We start from the raw sequence: 15,012 nt of genomic DNA on the forward strand, positions 1-15,012 counted from the left end.
GAACCTTTCACGATAAAAGGCGGTGGTATTCGGTGTGTGTTCCACGAAACGGGCCATGCCCGGCTGCGGTCGGTCTGTGCGACGAAGTGCGTCTGTCATGACTTGGCATCCGAAAACTCGCGCCAGCTCCAGCCGGGGCGTTTGGCGGTGATCGCGTCGCGGATTTCCTGCGGCGGCTCGGTGGTTTGCGCCGAATAGGTGCCAAAAACCTCAAGCGTCATGGTACAGCGGGCCGCGTGGAACCACTTGCCGCAGCCATTGACGTGCCGCCAGCGTTCGAAATGCACGCCTTTGGGATTTTCCCGCATGAACAGATAATCATGGAACTCATCATCCGAGGAGCCGGGACCAAAGCGCGTCAGATGCGCCTCACCGCCACCGTGCAGTTCGGTTTCTTCGGCTTTGACGCCGCAATAGGGGCATTCAAGGATCAGCATGGGCCATGCTCCGGTTTGATCTGGTCTACTGTGCCCGAACCGAGGGCGGGGATCGGGCACGATGCGGCGCAGGACGTCACATTGGATGAACGAAGGGAAGCAACCATCAGTGGGCGACCCCGGCTGCGACGCTCTCGTCGATGAATTTGCCTTCCTTGAAGCGCATCATCGAAAATTCCTCGGCCAGCGGCGAATGGCCGGTTGCCATCAGCTCGGCCATGGCCCAGCCAGATCCCGGAATGGCCTTGAAGCCGCCGGTGCCCCAGCCTGCGTTGACGAAACAGTTCTGTACCGGCGTGGAAGAGATGATGGGCGAGCGGTCGCCGGTGACATCCACGATACCGCCCCACTGGCGCAGCATCTTCAGGCGCGACACCATCGGGAAGGTTTCGTTCAGCGCACGCACGGTTTCCTCGATGTGGTGGAAGGACCCGCGCTGGGTGTAATTGTTGTAGCCATCGGTACCGCCACCAATCACCATCTCGCCCTTGTCGGACTGGCTCATGTAGCCGTGCACGGTGTTGGCCATGACGACCACATCCATGCAGGGTTTGATCGGTTCAGAGACCAGCGCCTGCAGCGCCACGCTTTCGACCGGCAGGCGGAAGCCCGCCATCTGGGAAAGGTGCGAACAGTTGCCTGCAACCACCATGCCCAGCTTATCGCAATCGATCGCGCCCTTACTGGTGTCGACACCGATGACCCGGCCGCCTTCAGTGCGCACGCCGGTGACTTCACATTGCTGGATGATGTCCATGCCCATGGCCGAACACGCCCGGGCATAGCCCCAGGCCACCGCATCGTGACGCGCGGTGCCGCCGCGCTCCTGCCACAGGCCACCCAGCACAGGGTAACGCGGCCCTTCAAGGTTGATGATCGGCACCAGTTCCTTGACGCGCGCGGGTTCGATCCACTCGGTAGACACGCCCTGCAGCGCGTTGGCATGGGCCGTGCGCTTGTAGCCGCGCACCTCATGCTCGGTCTGGGCCAGCATGATGACGCCGCGCGGAGAAAACATGACGTTATAGTTCAGATCCTGGCTCATATCCTCGTATAGGGAACGCGCCTTTTCATAGATCGCCGCCGACGGATCTTGCAGGTAGTTCGAGCGGATGATGGTGGTGTTGCGCCCGGTGTTGCCGCCGCCCAGCCAGCCCTTTTCCAGCACCGCCACATTGGTGATGCCGAAATTCTTGCCAAGGTAATAGGCCGTGGCAAGGCCGTGCCCGCCCGCGCCGACGATGATCACATCATAGTGGCGTTTGGGCTCGGGGGCGCGCCAGGCGCGTTCCCATCCGGTGTGGTAGCGCAGGGCCTCCCGCGCGACTGCAAAGGCTGAATAGCGTTTCATGAGCGAATCCGATGATGCGTGTCTGTTCTTGGGTATGCCCGAGGGGCGGTTCAGGGCCGTGCCGTTTATCGTCGCATTTGTGCATAGTTGCGACATCACCTTTCTACCACGTCTGCGACCGTGGCGCACGGGGTCTGCCTCGCCCGTGAGCCGACTGACATACCGGGCACGACAGGGTGACGCAGCAGTTAGGCCTTTTTTCCGCGCCTGCGGAGATATAGATGGAGATCAAACATCGGAGTAAGCATGGTTTTCTGGATCCTCATCGCATTCATGGCCCTGGCCATCGCCGGATTGATGGCATTGGTTCTGCTGCGCAGCCGCGCAACGGGAGAGCCGCCAGCCGCCTATGACCTGCGCGTCTATCGCCAGCAATTGCGCGACGTGGACAAGGATCTGGCGCGTGGCGTGATCAACGAAGCCGACGCCGGCCGCATCCGAACCGAGGTCTCCCGCCGCATTCTGGCCGCCGATGCGGAGCTGCAGGCACAGACCGAAGGCGCGCGGCAACCCCGGATGGCGACCCGCGCGGTGGCGGTGATCATCGTTCTGGGGATCTGTGGCGGAACACTGGGGATATACGCGACGCTGGGCGCACCAGGCTATGGTGACCTCAGCCTCAAGAGCCGCATCGCCATGGCGCAGGAGCGCGCCGACAGCCGCCCCCGGCAGGCCGAAGCTGAAGCCCAGGTGCCGCCTTTCCCGGCGCCCGAAGTCGAAGACAGCTACCGTCAGCTCGTCGATCAACTGCGCAAGACCGTGGCCAAGCGTGAAGACGACGCTCAGGGTCAGGCCCTGCTGGTACAGCACGAGGCGAACCTCGGCAATTTCATCGCGGCCTATCAGGCCAAGGAAAAGTATATCAACATCATGTCCGGCGATGTGGAAGCCGCCGATTTCGGCGAGCTGGCCGAGCTGATGATCATGGCAGCCGGTGGCTATGTCTCTCCCGAAGCGGAAAAGGCGCTAAGCCAGACGCTGCGGCTGGACCCGGAAAACGGACCGGCACGCTATTACTACGGGTTGATGCTGGGACAGGTGGGACGGCCTGACCTCTCCTACCAGATCTGGGCGGAAACCCTGCGCAAGGGCAATGCCGATGATCCCTGGGTCCGCGGCATTCAAAGCCAGATCGAAGAGATGGCCGTGCGTGCCGGGGTCGATTATCAGCCGATCCAGCCCAAAGGCGCGCCGACCCCGCCCTTTGCTGGCGCCATGCCCGGCCCCGATGCGGCGGACGTGGAGAACGCCGCCGAGATGAGCGAAGCCGACCGGGCCGAGATGATCCGCGGCATGGTGGCTCGCCTGTCGGACAGGCTCGCGACCGAAGGTGGCACGGTCCAGGAATGGTCCCGTCTGATCGGGGCGCTGGGGGTGCTTGGCGATCTGGATCAGGCCCGCGTCATCTATGACGAAGCCCGCCAGACCTTTGCCGGGGACGCCGCCGCGCTTGACATGATCAACGACGCCGCCCGTCAGGCAGGGGTGTCAGAATGATCCTTGATACCTTTGAAGAATTCGCCGCCGCCCTGCCCTCTTACTCTGCGCTGGTCGGGCTGGATCTGGGCGAGAAAACCATCGGGGTTGCCGTCTCGGACCGGATCGGCGCGGTGGCCACACCGCTGGAAACCATCCGGCGCAAGAAGTTCACCCTCGACAGTGCGCGCCTGCTGGAGATCATCAAGGAACGCGAGGTGGGCGGCATCCTGCTCGGCCTGCCGCGCAATATGGATGGCAGCGAAGGACCACGCTGCCAATCCACCCGCGCCTTTGCCCGCAACCTGACGCGACTGACCGAACTGCCGATCGGCTTCTGGGACGAAAGGCTGAGTACAGTTGCCGCAGAAAAAGCCCTGCTGGAGGCGGATACGTCCCGCAAACGCCGCTCCGAGGTGATCGACCATGTCGCCGCCTCCTATATCCTGCAGGGAGCGCTGGATCGGATGAGGCATTTGGGCAATGGATGACGGCATGAGCGACAAGGTCTGGAAACGCGACGAAATTCAGTCGCCTTGCATCAAGATCTGTGTGGTTCACCCCGCAGAGCGGATCTGTACCGGCTGCTACCGCTCGATTGACGAAATTACCCAGTGGTCTCGGATGAGCAATGATGAACGCGCTGCGGTGATGGAAGAACTGCCGGGGCGTGCCGCCGGGCTGACCAAACGCCGTGGCGGTCGCGCTGCCCGGCTGGAGCGCAAATAACGCCGCCCGCGTACAGCGGTCAGTCAGCACAGGATTGATGGTTCACCGGTCTCCTGCTGACGGATGCCTCAGGCGGCAGAGCGCTCTGCCACCTGTGACAGCGCTTCCAACACCAAATCAGGACCGGCCCCCGGACGGTTCGCCCTCTCGGAGAGGATCCGCCGCCATGCACGCGCGCCGGGTTTACCGGCAAAAAGACCCAGCATATGTCGGGTAATCTGATGCAGCCGCGCGCCATCGCTCAACTGCCGCTCGATATAGGGAAGCATCTCATGCACCACGGCGGATGCGTCGCGCGGCTCGCCGGTGCCATAGATCACCGGGTCGGCAGCCGACAGAATATCGGCGGGCTGGTGATAGGCCGCGCGTCCGACCATGACACCATCAAGACCCCGGTCCAGATGTTCCCGCGCCGCGTCCAGGGAGGCAATGCCACCGTTCAGTGAGATATGCAGATCGGGAAACGCCGCCTTCATCTGATGCACCAGATCGTAATCTAGCGGCGGGATATCCCTGTTTTCCTTGGGTGACAGCCCTTGCAACCAGGCTTTGCGCGCGTGGATCGTCACGCGTCGGCAACCCGCAGCGCGAATTTTCTCCAGAAACACCGGCAGGATGTCCTGCGGTTCCTGCTCATCAACGCCGATGCGGCATTTCACGGTGACATCGACCTGCACGTTACCGCGCATGGCCGCCACGCACTCCGCCACCAGATCCGGCGTTTGCATCAGAACCGCCCCGAAGGCACCGGATTGCACCCTATCGCTGGGACAACCGCAATTGAGGTTCACCTCATCATAGCCCGCCTCTTCGCCAAGCCGCGCGGCCTCGGCCAGTTCCTGCGGCTCGGACCCGCCCAGCTGCAGCGCCACCGGGTGCTCCTCGGGATTGAAGGCCAGCAGATGCAAGGCCCCACCCCGCACCAGCGCAGGTGCGGTGACCATTTCTGTGTATAGGAGTGTCTCACGGCTCAACAGGCGATGCAGGTAACGACAGTGCCTGTCGGTCCAATCCATCATCGGCGCCACACTCAGACGCGCTGCTTGTTCCAGCTTGGTATTCACAGCCTTGGCTCCATCCTCAATACGGCCTGCCTTCGGCGCAGGCCGGGGTGCCCAGTCATACACGATTCGACAGGGCTGGGGTGTAGCACATTTCACCGGAGGCAACAGGGAGCCACGGGAAACCCACAGCGCCGTGAACGTCGCCCCCCTGCCCCAAACCAGAACCAAACCAGATTTCGCGGCGAATAACCGCCCCGAACAAGGCAGGAATTGCCCACTGCGAGCATTGCAGACAGGCCATCCTGAAGGACCTTAGAATCGGACATTTCGCCCCTCGAAAAACATTGGATTTTTTGCCGAAAATGGTCTTGCAATCCCCCCCGAAATACATCAGAAGTGCGCCTCACGGAGAGGTGGCCGAGTGGTCGAAGGCGCACGCCTGGAAAGTGTGTAGGCGGGAAACCGTCTCCAGGGTTCGAATCCCTGTCTCTCCGCCATACCCCCCTTAGATGCTCAATTTTCAGACCTGGTTGTGGCTGGATATCGTTGCCATTTCAGGCGACCATGTGGGCGTGGCCCAGCGCCGGGCGTCTACGTCTCCATGGCTAAAGGAGCGGTCACACGAACGCTCTACGCCATTGATCTTTGTCAACGTGCTGGACCTGTGGGCTGCGATAATGCCCCAGCGCCCGGCAGAGCGGGCGCCCTGCGGAGGCACAGGGTGAAACACAGATCGAAACAATCGCATAAGCCGGAGCCGGCGCACCCCGAGCGGCGGCAAACGGACCTGCCTTGGAAAACCCCGAAGCCCTCTCATGAAGATCCGGAGGCTCTGTCTCTGGTACAGGCGATCATGAGGTCACCAGAGTACAGGCGCGCGGACGAGGACATCGATTACCTGCAAAGTGAAGACACCCGCGGCGTCCGGCTGCAGTTAGACTATCTCAAGGCAGAGCAGCTCCTTGAACACCATCGGATCAAACACTCCATTGTGGTGTTCGGAAGCACCCGGATCCCGGAGCCGAAAGCCGCTCAGCGCAAGGTGGCAGAGCTAGAGGCGGTTCAGAACGGTCCTGCAGAGCACTGGCCTTCGGGCCTCGAACGCGATCTGAGGATCGCAAGGCGTCTACTGGACAAAAGCCACTATTACGAGGTTGCGCGTGAATTCGGACGCATCGTCGGGGCACAGGAGCAAACGAACGGCGACAAGCTGGCACTGGTTACGGGCGGTGGGCCAGGCCTGATGGAAGCCGCAAACCGCGGTGCGCATGATATGGACGCAACAACCGTGGGACTGAACATTACCCTGCCGCACGAGCAGTTCCCAAACCCCTATCTGACCCCCGGATTTTGCTTCCGGTTCCACTATTTCGCGATCAGAAAGCTGCATTTCCTGCTCCGGGCACGTGCCCTGGTGATCTTTCCCGGTGGCTATGGCACGCTTGATGAGTTCTTTGAGGCCCTCACCCTGATCCAGACCCGTAAGATCGCGCCGATGCCGCTGATCCTGGTCGGGGAAGACTACTGGCGCGGCGCCTTTGATCCCGAATTTTTGGTCGACGAGGGTGTCATCGCCCCCGAGGACCGGGACCTTTTCTGGTTCGCCGAAACGGCCGAGGAAATCTGGGAGGACATCCAACGTTGGTACGCCCGTGCCGGAAAATCCATCGTCGAACAGGAGTAATAGAGGATGCAGATTTCGTTTCACGGCGCCGCTGGTACTGTCACCGGGTCCTGCCATCTGGTGACGGTTGGCAACCTCAAGATCCTGGTGGATTGCGGCATGTTTCAGGGCGGCCACGAACTCAAGGAAGAGAATGTCGGCGACTTCGGCTTCGACCCTGCCTCTATCGACGTCCTGCTGCTTACCCATGCGCATCTGGATCATTGCGGACGCATTCCGCTGCTGGTGAACCGGGGCTTCCGGGGCGACATCATCTGCACTGCCGCAACCCGGGATCTGGCCCGGCTGGTCATCCTCGATTCCGCGCATCTTCACGAAGAAGAGGCGCGTCGGCGGCAACGGCACTCCGAGAAAGGGCACAAACATCAGCCGCTCTATGACACGCTCGACGCGGTCATGAGCTTTGACCACTTCAATCGCATCGCTGACTACGGCGTGCCCATCCACCTCGGGCACGATGCAAGCGCCATCTTCTATGAGGCGGGCCATATCCTTGGCTCGGCCAGCATCCTACTTAGCGTCACCGAGGACGGGCGCAATCGCCGCATCCTGTTCTCGGGCGATATCGGCCCATCGGACAGGCCGTTCCTGAGCAATGCTCAGCCGCCGGGTGATGCGGATATCATCGTGATGGAAACCACCTATGGCGATCGCGATCACCGCTCGCTTGAGGCCTCGGTGGATGAATTGCTCGAAGCCATCTCTGATACGCAGGCACGGGGCGGCAATGTCATCATTCCAACCTTTGCCCTGGAGCGGGCGCAGGAGCTGCTCTTCTTCATGAATGAAGGCATCAAACGGGATATCCTGCCACAGGATTTGAGGGTATTTCTCGACTCCCCGATGGCGATTTCGGCCACAAAGATCTTTCGCAACCATCCCGAGGCGATGACCCGCGAAATCGCGGAGCAGATCCGGTCGGGGCAAGATCCCTTTTCACTGCCCGAGTTGGAATTCACGCGTGAGACGGCAGAATCGATGCAGCTCAACCACATACACTCTGGCGCGGTGATCATGGCGGGGTCGGGCATGTGCACGGGGGGTCGCGTCCGGCAACACCTGAGGCACAACCTCGCCCACGAAGAATGCAGCGTCATTTTCGTCGGCTTCGCTGCCGAGGGCACGCTCGCGCGTATCATCATCGACGGCGCTCAGTCGGTGAAACTGTTCGGCGATCACATCCCGGTCCGGGCTCGCATCCACACGATCAACGGATTTTCCGCCCATGCAGGCAAAAAGGAACTGCGCGCCTGGCATGAAAAGAACCGCACGCCCGACATTACCTTCCTGATCCACGGGGAAGAAGACGCACGAAAAACCTTTGCAAAGGGCCTTAAATCGGAGCGGATCGAGTTTCCGACCATGCATCAGAGTTTCGAAATCTGACGGCGCGCCGGAGCGAACCCGCCATCGGCGATGCCCGCCAAACAGACGCAATGCAGAAAGGACCGAAGGACAATGCTCAAAATCATGAAAGAAAGCGACGGGCCCGTCGTCGGTATACGGGCCTCCGGACTTTTGCACGAAGAGGACTACACCACTTTGTTGCCCGAACTCGAAGCGCGTTTTGACACCTACAGCAAACTGCGCCTCCTGTTCTTCACGGACAGCGATTTTGAAGGGTGGGACATCAGGGCCGCCTGGGACGACATGTCTTTCGGGCTAAAGCATGCCTCGGATTTTGAACGTCTCGCCCTTGTCGGCGCGCCCGATTGGGTCGTCTGGTGCCTCAAGCTCAGCGCGTTCCTGATGAAGGGGGAAGTCAAGGTGTTCGATGGCGATGCGCTTGATGCCGCCTGGGCTTGGGTGCGGGCTTAACCCTGTGGGCGTTATTTGCCTTCGACCGCCTCGGAGCCAACGATGACATCGAGCATGTCCGATGTCGTCTGCTCCTGCAGGGCCTGCCGTTCCTCTCTGCGCAACTTGTCGAAACGGGTGTCGATATTGCGCGTCGCCGCATCCATGGTCAGCAGCCGCACATTGTTTTCACAGGCAAGGCTTTCCATCAATGCATGGGCGATCTCGGCAAAGAGATATTCCCCCGCGAGCCGGTCCAGCAACTCTGGCGTGGGCAAATGGTGCAACGGCGGCGCAGCAGCGGCATTCTGCGGGGGATCTGCCGCGAGCGGCAGGACAGAGCGATTCACGACCGCGTAGGTGCCGCTTTTCTCATGCTGGGCAAAGACCACCCGCGCGTATGTCGCCCCTATCAACCGGTTGGTCGCCCGCCGCGCAAGTTGCGTCACACCGCTCACCCGCGAGGTCATCGGCAGCGCGATCTCCGGCTGCATGTGCATCTCGCCCGCAAGGATCTGACCGCGCCGCCCGATCAGCACAAGCCTCTCTTCTGGCATGCGGATCTCTTGCACATGCTCCATGATGCGCGTGTTGAAGCCGCCCACGAATCCGTTTTCCGAGGTGATCACCAGCAAGACAGGCGCGCCAGTCTCGTCTGGTGTCTTGCGCCCGGGCAATTGGCTGAGGCTCGCGATCGCGCGGTCCACCGTGGCACAGAAAGCCTGTGTGCCGATCAGCGCCTCCTGAGCTTCGCGTGCCCGCACAGCCGCCATGGACCGCATCGCCGTGACCAGAACGCCAAGCTGCCCAAGGCTTTCGAGCCGGGCCTCTATGCGGGCAAGTTCAACCACCTGACACGCCCTCAGCGCCGTGGATGCGGTTGAACTCATCCGCGCAGGACCGCGCGAACTCGCGCAGCGCATCGCGCGCCTCATCAGAAAGCGCATGCGTTTTGTCTATTTCGGCCACCACATTGGGGCGCTGGCTTGGCAGGCGCTGCGCCAGCATCTCCCGAAACTTGGGAATATCCGGCGGCGGCATCTCATCCAGCATGCCGTCGGATATGGCCAGCAGCAGGGCAACCTGCAGCGAAAGCGGCAAGGGCTGGTACTCGGGCTGCGCGAGGATCGCCCTTAACCGACGGCCATGAGCGATGGTTCTGGCGGTCTTGTCATCCACCATCGCACCAAAACGGGTGAAGATTTCCAGCTCAAGGTATTGCGCGTAGTCCAGCTTCAGCGATTGGGCGAGAGACTTGATTGCCTTGGCCTGCGTGGCGCCGCCGACGCGGCTGACACTCAACCCGACGTTCACCGCGGGCTTTTGCCCCTCATAGAACAGTTTCTGCCCCACGATGATCTGTCCATCGGTGATCGAGATCAGGTTGGTGGGAATATAGGCGGTCAGGTTCTCGGCCTGCGTCTCCGCAATCGGCAGGGCCGTCAGCGAGCCGCCACCAAGATCGGGCGCCAGTTTCGCAGCCCGTTCCAGCAAACGCGAATGCAGGTAGAAGACATCGCCGGGATAGGCCTCGCGCCCCGGGGGCTTGCGCAGCAGAAGCGACAATTGTCGGTAGACCATCGCATGTTTGGTCAGGTCGTCCATCACCAGCAGCGCATGCTGGCCCCGGTCGCGAAAATATTCGGCGATGCTACAGGCCGCAAAGGGGGTGATCCACTGCGCCCCGGGCGCAGCATCAGCGGCCCCCACAACGAAGATGCAGCGATCAATTGCCCCATGCGCGCGGATGGATTCGACCACGCGCGACACGGTCGAGCTTTTCTGCCCAATGGAGGCGTAGATGCAGACGACATCGGTGTCGCGCTGATTGATGATCGTATCGACCGCGATCGAGGTCTTACCCGTCTTCCGGTCCCCGATGATGAGCTGACGCTGCCCCCGCCCAAGGGGGATCATCGCGTCGACCACGGTCAGGCCAGTCAGCAAGGGTTCGGTGACAAGATCACGATCAACGATGCCGGGCGCAGGTTTTTCGATCGGATCATACCGCGCCGCGACAACCGGCGGCCCACCATCCAGAGGTTCTCCAAGCGGTGATATGATACGCCCCAGCAGCCCATCGCCAACCGGAACCCGCGCGATAGTCCCGGTATTGAAGACCCGGCTGCCTGCGGTGATTTCCTCGTAGGGCGACAGCAGCACGCAACCCAGGCTGTCTTCGGCGATGGTCATCGCCATTCCCATGCTGCCATCCTCAAAACGCAAAAGCTCATCAAGACGCGTCTGCCCCAATCCCGAAACATGCGCGACACCGTCCCCGATCTGCTCTACGCGTCCGACCTGCTCCAGCTCAGGCGCAAGACGGGTCTGCTCCAGCCGGTCGCGGGCGCCGGATATCCAATCAGAAAGCGGGGTTTCCAGAACCATGGCTCAGACCTCCAGCGCCTGCGCGGCGCGTTTCAGCCGGTCGGCCACGGAAAACCGCAGGGCGGCATGTGGGAAATGCAATTCCGCCCCGCCAAGGATCTCGGCCTTTTCAGTAAAAACCACAGCTACGTCCGCCCCGAAATACTTGGACAGGCAGGCATTCCAGGCTGCCTTCTCCTCATCCGAGAGATTATGAGCCGTCATCACGGTCATTGCAGCATTCTTGGCCTGCAGGTCGACCTTGAGCGTGTCGAGATCGCCCTGTGCCAGACCGTCAAGATGGGCCTGAACCTGCGCAAGCGTTTCCGGAAGCCTACAGGGACCACGAAGCGCCACCCGCGCCAGATCTGTCGCAAGCGCCTCAATCTGCTGTTTGAGCGATTGCAGCGCCTGATGTTTGTCCTCTTCGATTTTTGCACGCGCATCCGTCAGCAGCTGCGCTGCCTCTTTGCGCGCCGCCTCAAGGCGTTTATCCTTTTCGGCCTCCAGGGATTTGTGAAAGTCGGCTTCCCGTTCCTGCCGCTCTGCGGCAAGCTGCGCAGTCTTGTCCTCATAGGTGCGCCGGACGGCCTGCGCTTCTTCCAGTTTGTCCTTGGCCGCATCGCTTGCGGCCTTGTCCGCCGCTTCACGCTCTTCGATGATCCTGCGTATCGGACGGTAAAGGAACCGGCTGAGAAGCCAGATGACAATCAGGAAATTGACCGTCTGAAGTCCCAGTGTCCACCAGTCGATCTGCATTCTCAGCCCACAAACGGATTGGCGTAAAGAAGCAGCAGCGCGATGACGAGACAGTAGATCGCCATGGTTTCGATCATGGCGAGGCCGACAAACAGCGTCCGCGATAATGTCGCGGCGGCCTCTGGTTGCCTGGAAATTGCCTCCATCGCCGCCGCGATGGCACGCCCCTCGCTATAGGCGGGCATGATCGCACCGAATGACACGGCGACTGCCGCTCCGATGACGCTGACATGTTCGATATAGTCCATGATTTCCCTTTCCTTATGTCTCGACCGCGCCGACAGCGGCAGCGATGTAGACGGCGGCGAGAACGGTGAAGATGTAGGCCTGGATTATCCCGATCAGGATCCCGAGCAGCAGAAACGGGACCGGAACCAGTAGGCCGGTCAGAAACACCACGATGGCCAGGACGAACTCGTGGCTCATCATGTTGCCGAACAGGCGGATCATCAGCGAAAAGGTCCGCGTCAGCTCCGACAGGATATTCAGCGGCAGGAGAAGCGGGCTCGGCTCCAGATAGTGCCGCAGATATGGCCCCGTGCCGCGAATCTTCAGACCGTAGAAATGCACCGACAGGAAGACGATCAGCGCCAGCGCGGCGGGCGTCTCAATATGTCCGGTGGGCGGTGTGGCACCGGGCAGCACAGCCGCAAGATTGGCAAGGCAGAGGAACAGAAATAGTGACCCAAGCAGCGGCAGGAAGGGCCAGGGATCACGCCCGAGGATCTCGCGCAGCTGTTTCACGATGGCGAGCAGCACAACTTCGAGCGCCGCCTGAACAGGGCCGGCATCATGGGCGGGTTTACGCAAGGCGATGCGCAGGAACGCTGCCATGGCCAGCATCAACGCCCAGGTCGTCACCACGGCGCGGCTGATCGGCACCGGGCCGATGTGAAACAGGATATCGGGCAGCAGCGGGCTCGTGTCCATCAGCCCTGTCCTTTGACCCGCCGGATGGCGATCATGCGCGCCGCGATGAACCCCAGCAGCGTCAGGACCAGCGGCGCCGTGCCCTGCATGGCCGCCAATGCGAATGCCCCGGTTGCCAGCACCAGCCGCAGGCCAACGAACACCGCCGCGCGGCGCCATCCCGCATCAGCTTCGATTGCCGCAACCGTCCGCCCCAAAAGGACAAAATAGACAGCCCCCAGGACGAGGCCCGCAAGCAGCCAGGGAAGCAGGTTCACGAATTGGCTCAACAAAAGGTATAATGTCATTTCTCATTCATCCTGTGCCATGCAAGGAAAAAGCCGAAACAGGCGCCCGCAAATGTCAGGGCGCCGCTGAAGGTAACACCGGTGCCCAGCTTGCTATCAAGCCACCGGCCCAAAAAAACGCCGAGCAGCGTTGGCGCGACGATGAGCCAGCCCAGCGCGCCGATCATCGAAAGGTTCTTCCACAGGGGACGTTCGCCCTCCTCCTGCCATTTCTGGCGCCGGTCCTGGGTTGTGCGGATGACCTTCAGCATTTCATCGCGTTCGTTGTTGTCCGGATCGCTCATGATCGCGCCTCCCCTGCCCCCGGGCTGGCCCCGGCGTCCAGTCGTGGCGTGGTCGTCTCCTTGCGCGCGCCCCGCAGCAACCGTTCGAGCTGGCGCATCGTGGCCAGATGCAGGCGGTGTTCGGATTTGCGCGTCACATCTTCGTCGCTGTCCTCGCGCTGCAATTCCGCAATCGCGCTGGACCCGAGATCGGAAAGCTGATCCTCGCGCCAGGCGCCGCGGGCGGCGATGTCGATCCTGCTCCCGCCCTGCACCGTGAGGATGCCGCCCCGGATGACAACCACTCCGGAACGCGTCTTGGTCCGCCAGCTGACAACCGAAATTGGCAGGACCGTCAGGAAATCCGCATGTCCGGGCTGGATGCCAAAGGCGCCGGTATCGTCGCTTGCACGGACCGAGACGATGTCATCGACCTCCTCGACAATCTCCGTAGGGGTGGCGACGACAAGTTTCATGTGCTCTGCCGCAACTTGGCTTGCGCCGCCCGGGCGTCTTCCAGCGTGCCCACCATATAAAGCGCGCTTTCGTCCCAATCGTCGGTCTCACCGTCCAGAATGGACTCGCATCCGGTCAGCGTGTCTTCAAGACTGACCGAGACCCCGGCCCGTCCGGTAAATTGTGAGGTCACGACAAACGGCTGCGTCATGAACCGGATCAGACGCCGCGCGCGCCCGACGGCCTGCCGGTCCGTCGCGCTCAGCTCGTCGATCCCGAGCAGCGAGATGATCTCCTGCAGTTCCCTGTACTGCTCGATCAGGCGCCGCACCCGCTCGGCCGTATCATAGTGGCGCTGACCGATAATAAGGGGATCGTGGAGCGATGAGCTTGAGGCGAGCGGATCAATCGCGGGATACAGACCTTCGCTGGCCATGTCCCGGCTGAGCACGATGGCACTGTCGAGATGGGTGAAGGTTTCCGCGACCGCCGGATCGGTGAAATCATCTGCCGGGACATAGACCGCCTGGATCGAGGTAACCGCTGCGCTGCGGACCGAGGCAATCCGTTCCTCCAGCTCTGCGATTTCCGTCGCCAGCGTTGGCTGATAGCCCACGCGCGACGGCAAACGCCCCAGCAGACCCGAGACCTCTGAACCGGCCTGAACAAATCGAAAAACATTGTCGATCAGGAACAAGACGTCCTGCGCCATTTCATCTCGGAAATACTCGGCAACGGTAAGGGCAGAGAGCGCCACGCGCCAGCGCGCACCGGGTGGCTCATTCATCTGACCAAAGACCAGAACCGTTCTGTCGATCACGCCGGAGCGTTTGAGGTCGAGCCACAGCTCATGTCCCTCGCGGGACCGCTCACCGACCCCAGCAAAGACCGATTGCCCCTTGTAACGGTCAGCGATGGAGCGGATCAGTTCCATAATCAGAACGGTCTTGCCGACCCCGGCACCACCGAACATGGCGGCCTTTCCGCCGCGTGCAAGCGGAGCAAGAAGGTCGATCAGCTTGATCCCGCTCGAAAAAACCTCGGTGCCTGCATTCTGTACCGACAATAGCGGCGCGCGCCGGTGAATGCCGCGGCGTGGCGTGCTTTCGGGCAGGCCCGGCCCCTTGTCGATCGTCTCTCCGACCACGTTGATCATACGGCCCAACACCTGCTCTCCAACTGGCACAGTGATCGGGCTGCCGGTCGCCAGAACAGGCATTCCGCAAGCCAGCCCCGCCGTTTCATGAATGGCAACGCAGCGCACATGGGTCGGGTCGGCGTGTTGTTGTACCTCCAGCAGCAGTTTGCTCGGGCGGTCCCACTGTACCTCAAGCGCGCTATTGATCTCTGGCAAATCGCCCTCTGCAAAGCGCACCTCAATGACGGAGCCGTCAATGCGGGAGACGGCTCCATGCGCGCCTGTGCTGTCGCTTGGCGAGGGTGTCTGGATATCTGCTACGGTCTCGCTCATC

At 61.6% G+C, this 15,012-nt stretch carries 18 protein-coding genes and 1 tRNA gene; 7 read left to right on the forward strand and 12 right to left on the reverse strand.

The features are described 5' to 3' along the window. Nucleotides 1-95: 95 nt before the first annotated feature. Together SM765_RS09085 and SM765_RS09090 are read right to left on the reverse strand one after the other, a co-directional pair. Entirely contained in the window at nucleotides 96-437 is a 342-nt protein-coding gene (locus tag SM765_RS09085; protein WP_274829103.1) for a sarcosine oxidase subunit delta, read from the reverse strand. A gap of 106 nt (nucleotides 438-543) precedes the next feature. After that, the gene (locus tag SM765_RS09090; RefSeq protein ID WP_274834428.1) at nucleotides 544-1,788 is read right to left on the reverse strand and encodes a sarcosine oxidase subunit beta family protein; all 1,245 of its coding nucleotides are present in this window, start codon (nucleotides 1,786-1,788) and stop codon (nucleotides 544-546) included. A gap of 246 nt (nucleotides 1,789-2,034) precedes the next feature. Between SM765_RS09090 and ccmI the strand changes: the two genes are divergently transcribed. Genes ccmI through SM765_RS09105 form a run of 3 tightly spaced genes read left to right on the forward strand, consistent with a single transcriptional unit; the run spans nucleotide 2,035 to nucleotide 3,993 of the window. Next, on the forward strand, nucleotides 2,035-3,285 hold the full coding sequence (ccmI, locus tag SM765_RS09095; RefSeq protein ID WP_274837181.1) for a c-type cytochrome biogenesis protein CcmI: 1,251 nt from the start codon (nucleotides 2,035-2,037) through the stop codon (nucleotides 3,283-3,285). Next, a complete protein-coding gene (gene ruvX / locus SM765_RS09100; protein WP_274829099.1) occupies nucleotides 3,282-3,755 on the forward strand; it encodes a Holliday junction resolvase RuvX in 474 nt (157 codons plus the stop codon). The genes ccmI and ruvX overlap by 4 nt, the downstream gene beginning before the upstream one ends. A gap of 4 nt (nucleotides 3,756-3,759) precedes the next feature. After that, nucleotides 3,760-3,993, forward strand: a complete 234-nt coding sequence (locus SM765_RS09105; protein WP_065273486.1) for a DUF1289 domain-containing protein — start codon at nucleotides 3,760-3,762, stop codon at nucleotides 3,991-3,993. A gap of 68 nt (nucleotides 3,994-4,061) precedes the next feature. On the opposite strand, the gene dusA is transcribed toward SM765_RS09105, so the two are convergent. After that, nucleotides 4,062-5,057: a tRNA dihydrouridine(20/20a) synthase DusA gene (gene dusA / locus SM765_RS09110; protein ID WP_274837182.1), complete on the reverse strand. Its 996-nt coding sequence runs from the start codon at nucleotides 5,055-5,057 to the stop codon at nucleotides 4,062-4,064. Between the two features lie 347 nt (nucleotides 5,058-5,404). On the opposite strand from dusA, the gene SM765_RS09115 reads away from it, so the two are divergent. From SM765_RS09115 to SM765_RS09130, 4 genes are all read left to right on the forward strand, one after another. Next, nucleotides 5,405-5,494, forward strand: a tRNA-Ser gene (locus SM765_RS09115). A gap of 356 nt (nucleotides 5,495-5,850) precedes the next feature. Further along, on the forward strand, nucleotides 5,851-6,681 hold the full coding sequence (locus tag SM765_RS09120) for an LOG family protein (RefSeq protein WP_274837183.1): 831 nt from the start codon (nucleotides 5,851-5,853) through the stop codon (nucleotides 6,679-6,681). A 6-nt stretch (nucleotides 6,682-6,687) separates the two neighbouring features. Further along, nucleotides 6,688-8,067: an MBL fold metallo-hydrolase RNA specificity domain-containing protein gene (locus tag SM765_RS09125; protein ID WP_274837184.1), complete on the forward strand. Its 1,380-nt coding sequence runs from the start codon at nucleotides 6,688-6,690 to the stop codon at nucleotides 8,065-8,067. Between the two features lie 72 nt (nucleotides 8,068-8,139). Next, nucleotides 8,140-8,499, forward strand: coding sequence for a SpoIIAA family protein (locus SM765_RS09130; protein WP_274841266.1), 360 nt, complete (start codon nucleotides 8,140-8,142; stop codon nucleotides 8,497-8,499). Between the two features lie 11 nt (nucleotides 8,500-8,510). Here SM765_RS09130 and SM765_RS09135 read toward each other — a convergent pair whose 3' ends face one another. From SM765_RS09135 to atpD, 9 genes are read right to left on the reverse strand one after another with little or no spacing between them, the layout of a single operon-like run. Continuing rightward, on the reverse strand, nucleotides 8,511-9,329 hold the full coding sequence (locus SM765_RS09135; RefSeq protein WP_274837186.1) for a F0F1 ATP synthase subunit gamma: 819 nt from the start codon (nucleotides 9,327-9,329) through the stop codon (nucleotides 8,511-8,513). Then, nucleotides 9,322-10,866 (reverse strand): F0F1 ATP synthase subunit alpha, encoded by a 1,545-nt coding sequence (locus SM765_RS09140; RefSeq protein WP_274837187.1) that lies wholly within the window; start codon nucleotides 10,864-10,866, stop codon nucleotides 9,322-9,324. The genes SM765_RS09135 and SM765_RS09140 overlap by 8 nt, the downstream gene beginning before the upstream one ends. 3 nt (nucleotides 10,867-10,869) lie before the next feature. Then, the gene (locus tag SM765_RS09145) at nucleotides 10,870-11,604 is read right to left on the reverse strand and encodes a F0F1 ATP synthase subunit delta (RefSeq protein ID WP_274837188.1); all 735 of its coding nucleotides are present in this window, start codon (nucleotides 11,602-11,604) and stop codon (nucleotides 10,870-10,872) included. Between the two features lie 2 nt (nucleotides 11,605-11,606). Continuing rightward, complete coding sequence (locus tag SM765_RS09150; RefSeq protein ID WP_065270496.1) at nucleotides 11,607-11,852, reverse strand: F0F1 ATP synthase subunit C; 246 nt, start codon at nucleotides 11,850-11,852, stop codon at nucleotides 11,607-11,609. Between the two features lie 13 nt (nucleotides 11,853-11,865). Beyond that, nucleotides 11,866-12,534, reverse strand: coding sequence for a F0F1 ATP synthase subunit A (gene atpB / locus SM765_RS09155; protein WP_274833442.1), 669 nt, complete (start codon nucleotides 12,532-12,534; stop codon nucleotides 11,866-11,868). After that, nucleotides 12,534-12,821, reverse strand: coding sequence for an ATP synthase subunit I (locus SM765_RS09160; RefSeq protein WP_274835907.1), 288 nt, complete (start codon nucleotides 12,819-12,821; stop codon nucleotides 12,534-12,536). Before SM765_RS09160 ends, atpB begins: the two co-directional genes overlap by 1 nt. Further along, nucleotides 12,818-13,105, reverse strand: a complete 288-nt coding sequence (locus SM765_RS09165) for an AtpZ/AtpI family protein (protein WP_065270499.1) — start codon at nucleotides 13,103-13,105, stop codon at nucleotides 12,818-12,820. Before SM765_RS09165 ends, SM765_RS09160 begins: the two co-directional genes overlap by 4 nt. After that, a complete protein-coding gene (locus tag SM765_RS09170) occupies nucleotides 13,102-13,560 on the reverse strand; it encodes a F0F1 ATP synthase subunit epsilon (protein ID WP_274835908.1) in 459 nt (152 codons plus the stop codon). The genes SM765_RS09165 and SM765_RS09170 overlap by 4 nt, the downstream gene beginning before the upstream one ends. Beyond that, nucleotides 13,557-15,011, reverse strand: coding sequence for a F0F1 ATP synthase subunit beta (atpD, locus tag SM765_RS09175; protein ID WP_274835909.1), 1,455 nt, complete (start codon nucleotides 15,009-15,011; stop codon nucleotides 13,557-13,559). The genes SM765_RS09170 and atpD overlap by 4 nt, the downstream gene beginning before the upstream one ends. Nucleotide 15,012: the final 1 nt, after the last annotated feature.

Source organism: Pseudophaeobacter sp. 1A09344 (assembly GCF_041008745.1).
GTDB classification, from domain to species: Bacteria; Pseudomonadota; Alphaproteobacteria; order Rhodobacterales; family Rhodobacteraceae; genus Phycobacter; species Phycobacter gallaeciensis_A.

What these genes read in the sequence shown, in the direction of transcription:
- ruvX (WP_274829099.1), top strand. Translation starts at nt 3,282, where the DNA reads ATGATCCTTGATACCTTTGAAGAATTCGCCGCCGCCCTGCCCTCTTAC.
- SM765_RS09105 (WP_065273486.1), top strand. Translation starts at nt 3,760, where the DNA reads ATGAGCGACAAGGTCTGGAAACGCGACGAAATTCAGTCGCCTTGCATC.
- ccmI (WP_274837181.1), top strand. Translation starts at nt 2,035, where the DNA reads ATGGTTTTCTGGATCCTCATCGCATTCATGGCCCTGGCCATCGCCGGA.
- SM765_RS09130 (WP_274841266.1), top strand. Translation starts at nt 8,140, where the DNA reads ATGCTCAAAATCATGAAAGAAAGCGACGGGCCCGTCGTCGGTATACGG.
- SM765_RS09085 (WP_274829103.1), bottom strand. Translation starts at nt 437, where the DNA reads ATGCTGATCCTTGAATGCCCCTATTGCGGCGTCAAAGCCGAAGAAACC.
- SM765_RS09165 (WP_065270499.1), bottom strand. Translation starts at nt 13,105, where the DNA reads ATGAGCGATCCGGACAACAACGAACGCGATGAAATGCTGAAGGTCATC.
- SM765_RS09145 (WP_274837188.1), bottom strand. Translation starts at nt 11,604, where the DNA reads ATGCAGATCGACTGGTGGACACTGGGACTTCAGACGGTCAATTTCCTG.
- atpD (WP_274835909.1), bottom strand. Translation starts at nt 15,011, where the DNA reads ATGAGCGAGACCGTAGCAGATATCCAGACACCCTCGCCAAGCGACAGC.
- SM765_RS09125 (WP_274837184.1), top strand. Translation starts at nt 6,688, where the DNA reads ATGCAGATTTCGTTTCACGGCGCCGCTGGTACTGTCACCGGGTCCTGC.
- SM765_RS09160 (WP_274835907.1), bottom strand. Translation starts at nt 12,821, where the DNA reads ATGACATTATACCTTTTGTTGAGCCAATTCGTGAACCTGCTTCCCTGG.
- SM765_RS09140 (WP_274837187.1), bottom strand. Translation starts at nt 10,866, where the DNA reads ATGGTTCTGGAAACCCCGCTTTCTGATTGGATATCCGGCGCCCGCGAC.
- SM765_RS09120 (WP_274837183.1), top strand. Translation starts at nt 5,851, where the DNA reads ATGAGGTCACCAGAGTACAGGCGCGCGGACGAGGACATCGATTACCTG.
- SM765_RS09170 (WP_274835908.1), bottom strand. Translation starts at nt 13,560, where the DNA reads ATGAAACTTGTCGTCGCCACCCCTACGGAGATTGTCGAGGAGGTCGAT.
- SM765_RS09090 (WP_274834428.1), bottom strand. Translation starts at nt 1,788, where the DNA reads ATGAAACGCTATTCAGCCTTTGCAGTCGCGCGGGAGGCCCTGCGCTAC.
- atpB (WP_274833442.1), bottom strand. Translation starts at nt 12,534, where the DNA reads ATGGACACGAGCCCGCTGCTGCCCGATATCCTGTTTCACATCGGCCCG.
- SM765_RS09150 (WP_065270496.1), bottom strand. Translation starts at nt 11,852, where the DNA reads ATGGACTATATCGAACATGTCAGCGTCATCGGAGCGGCAGTCGCCGTG.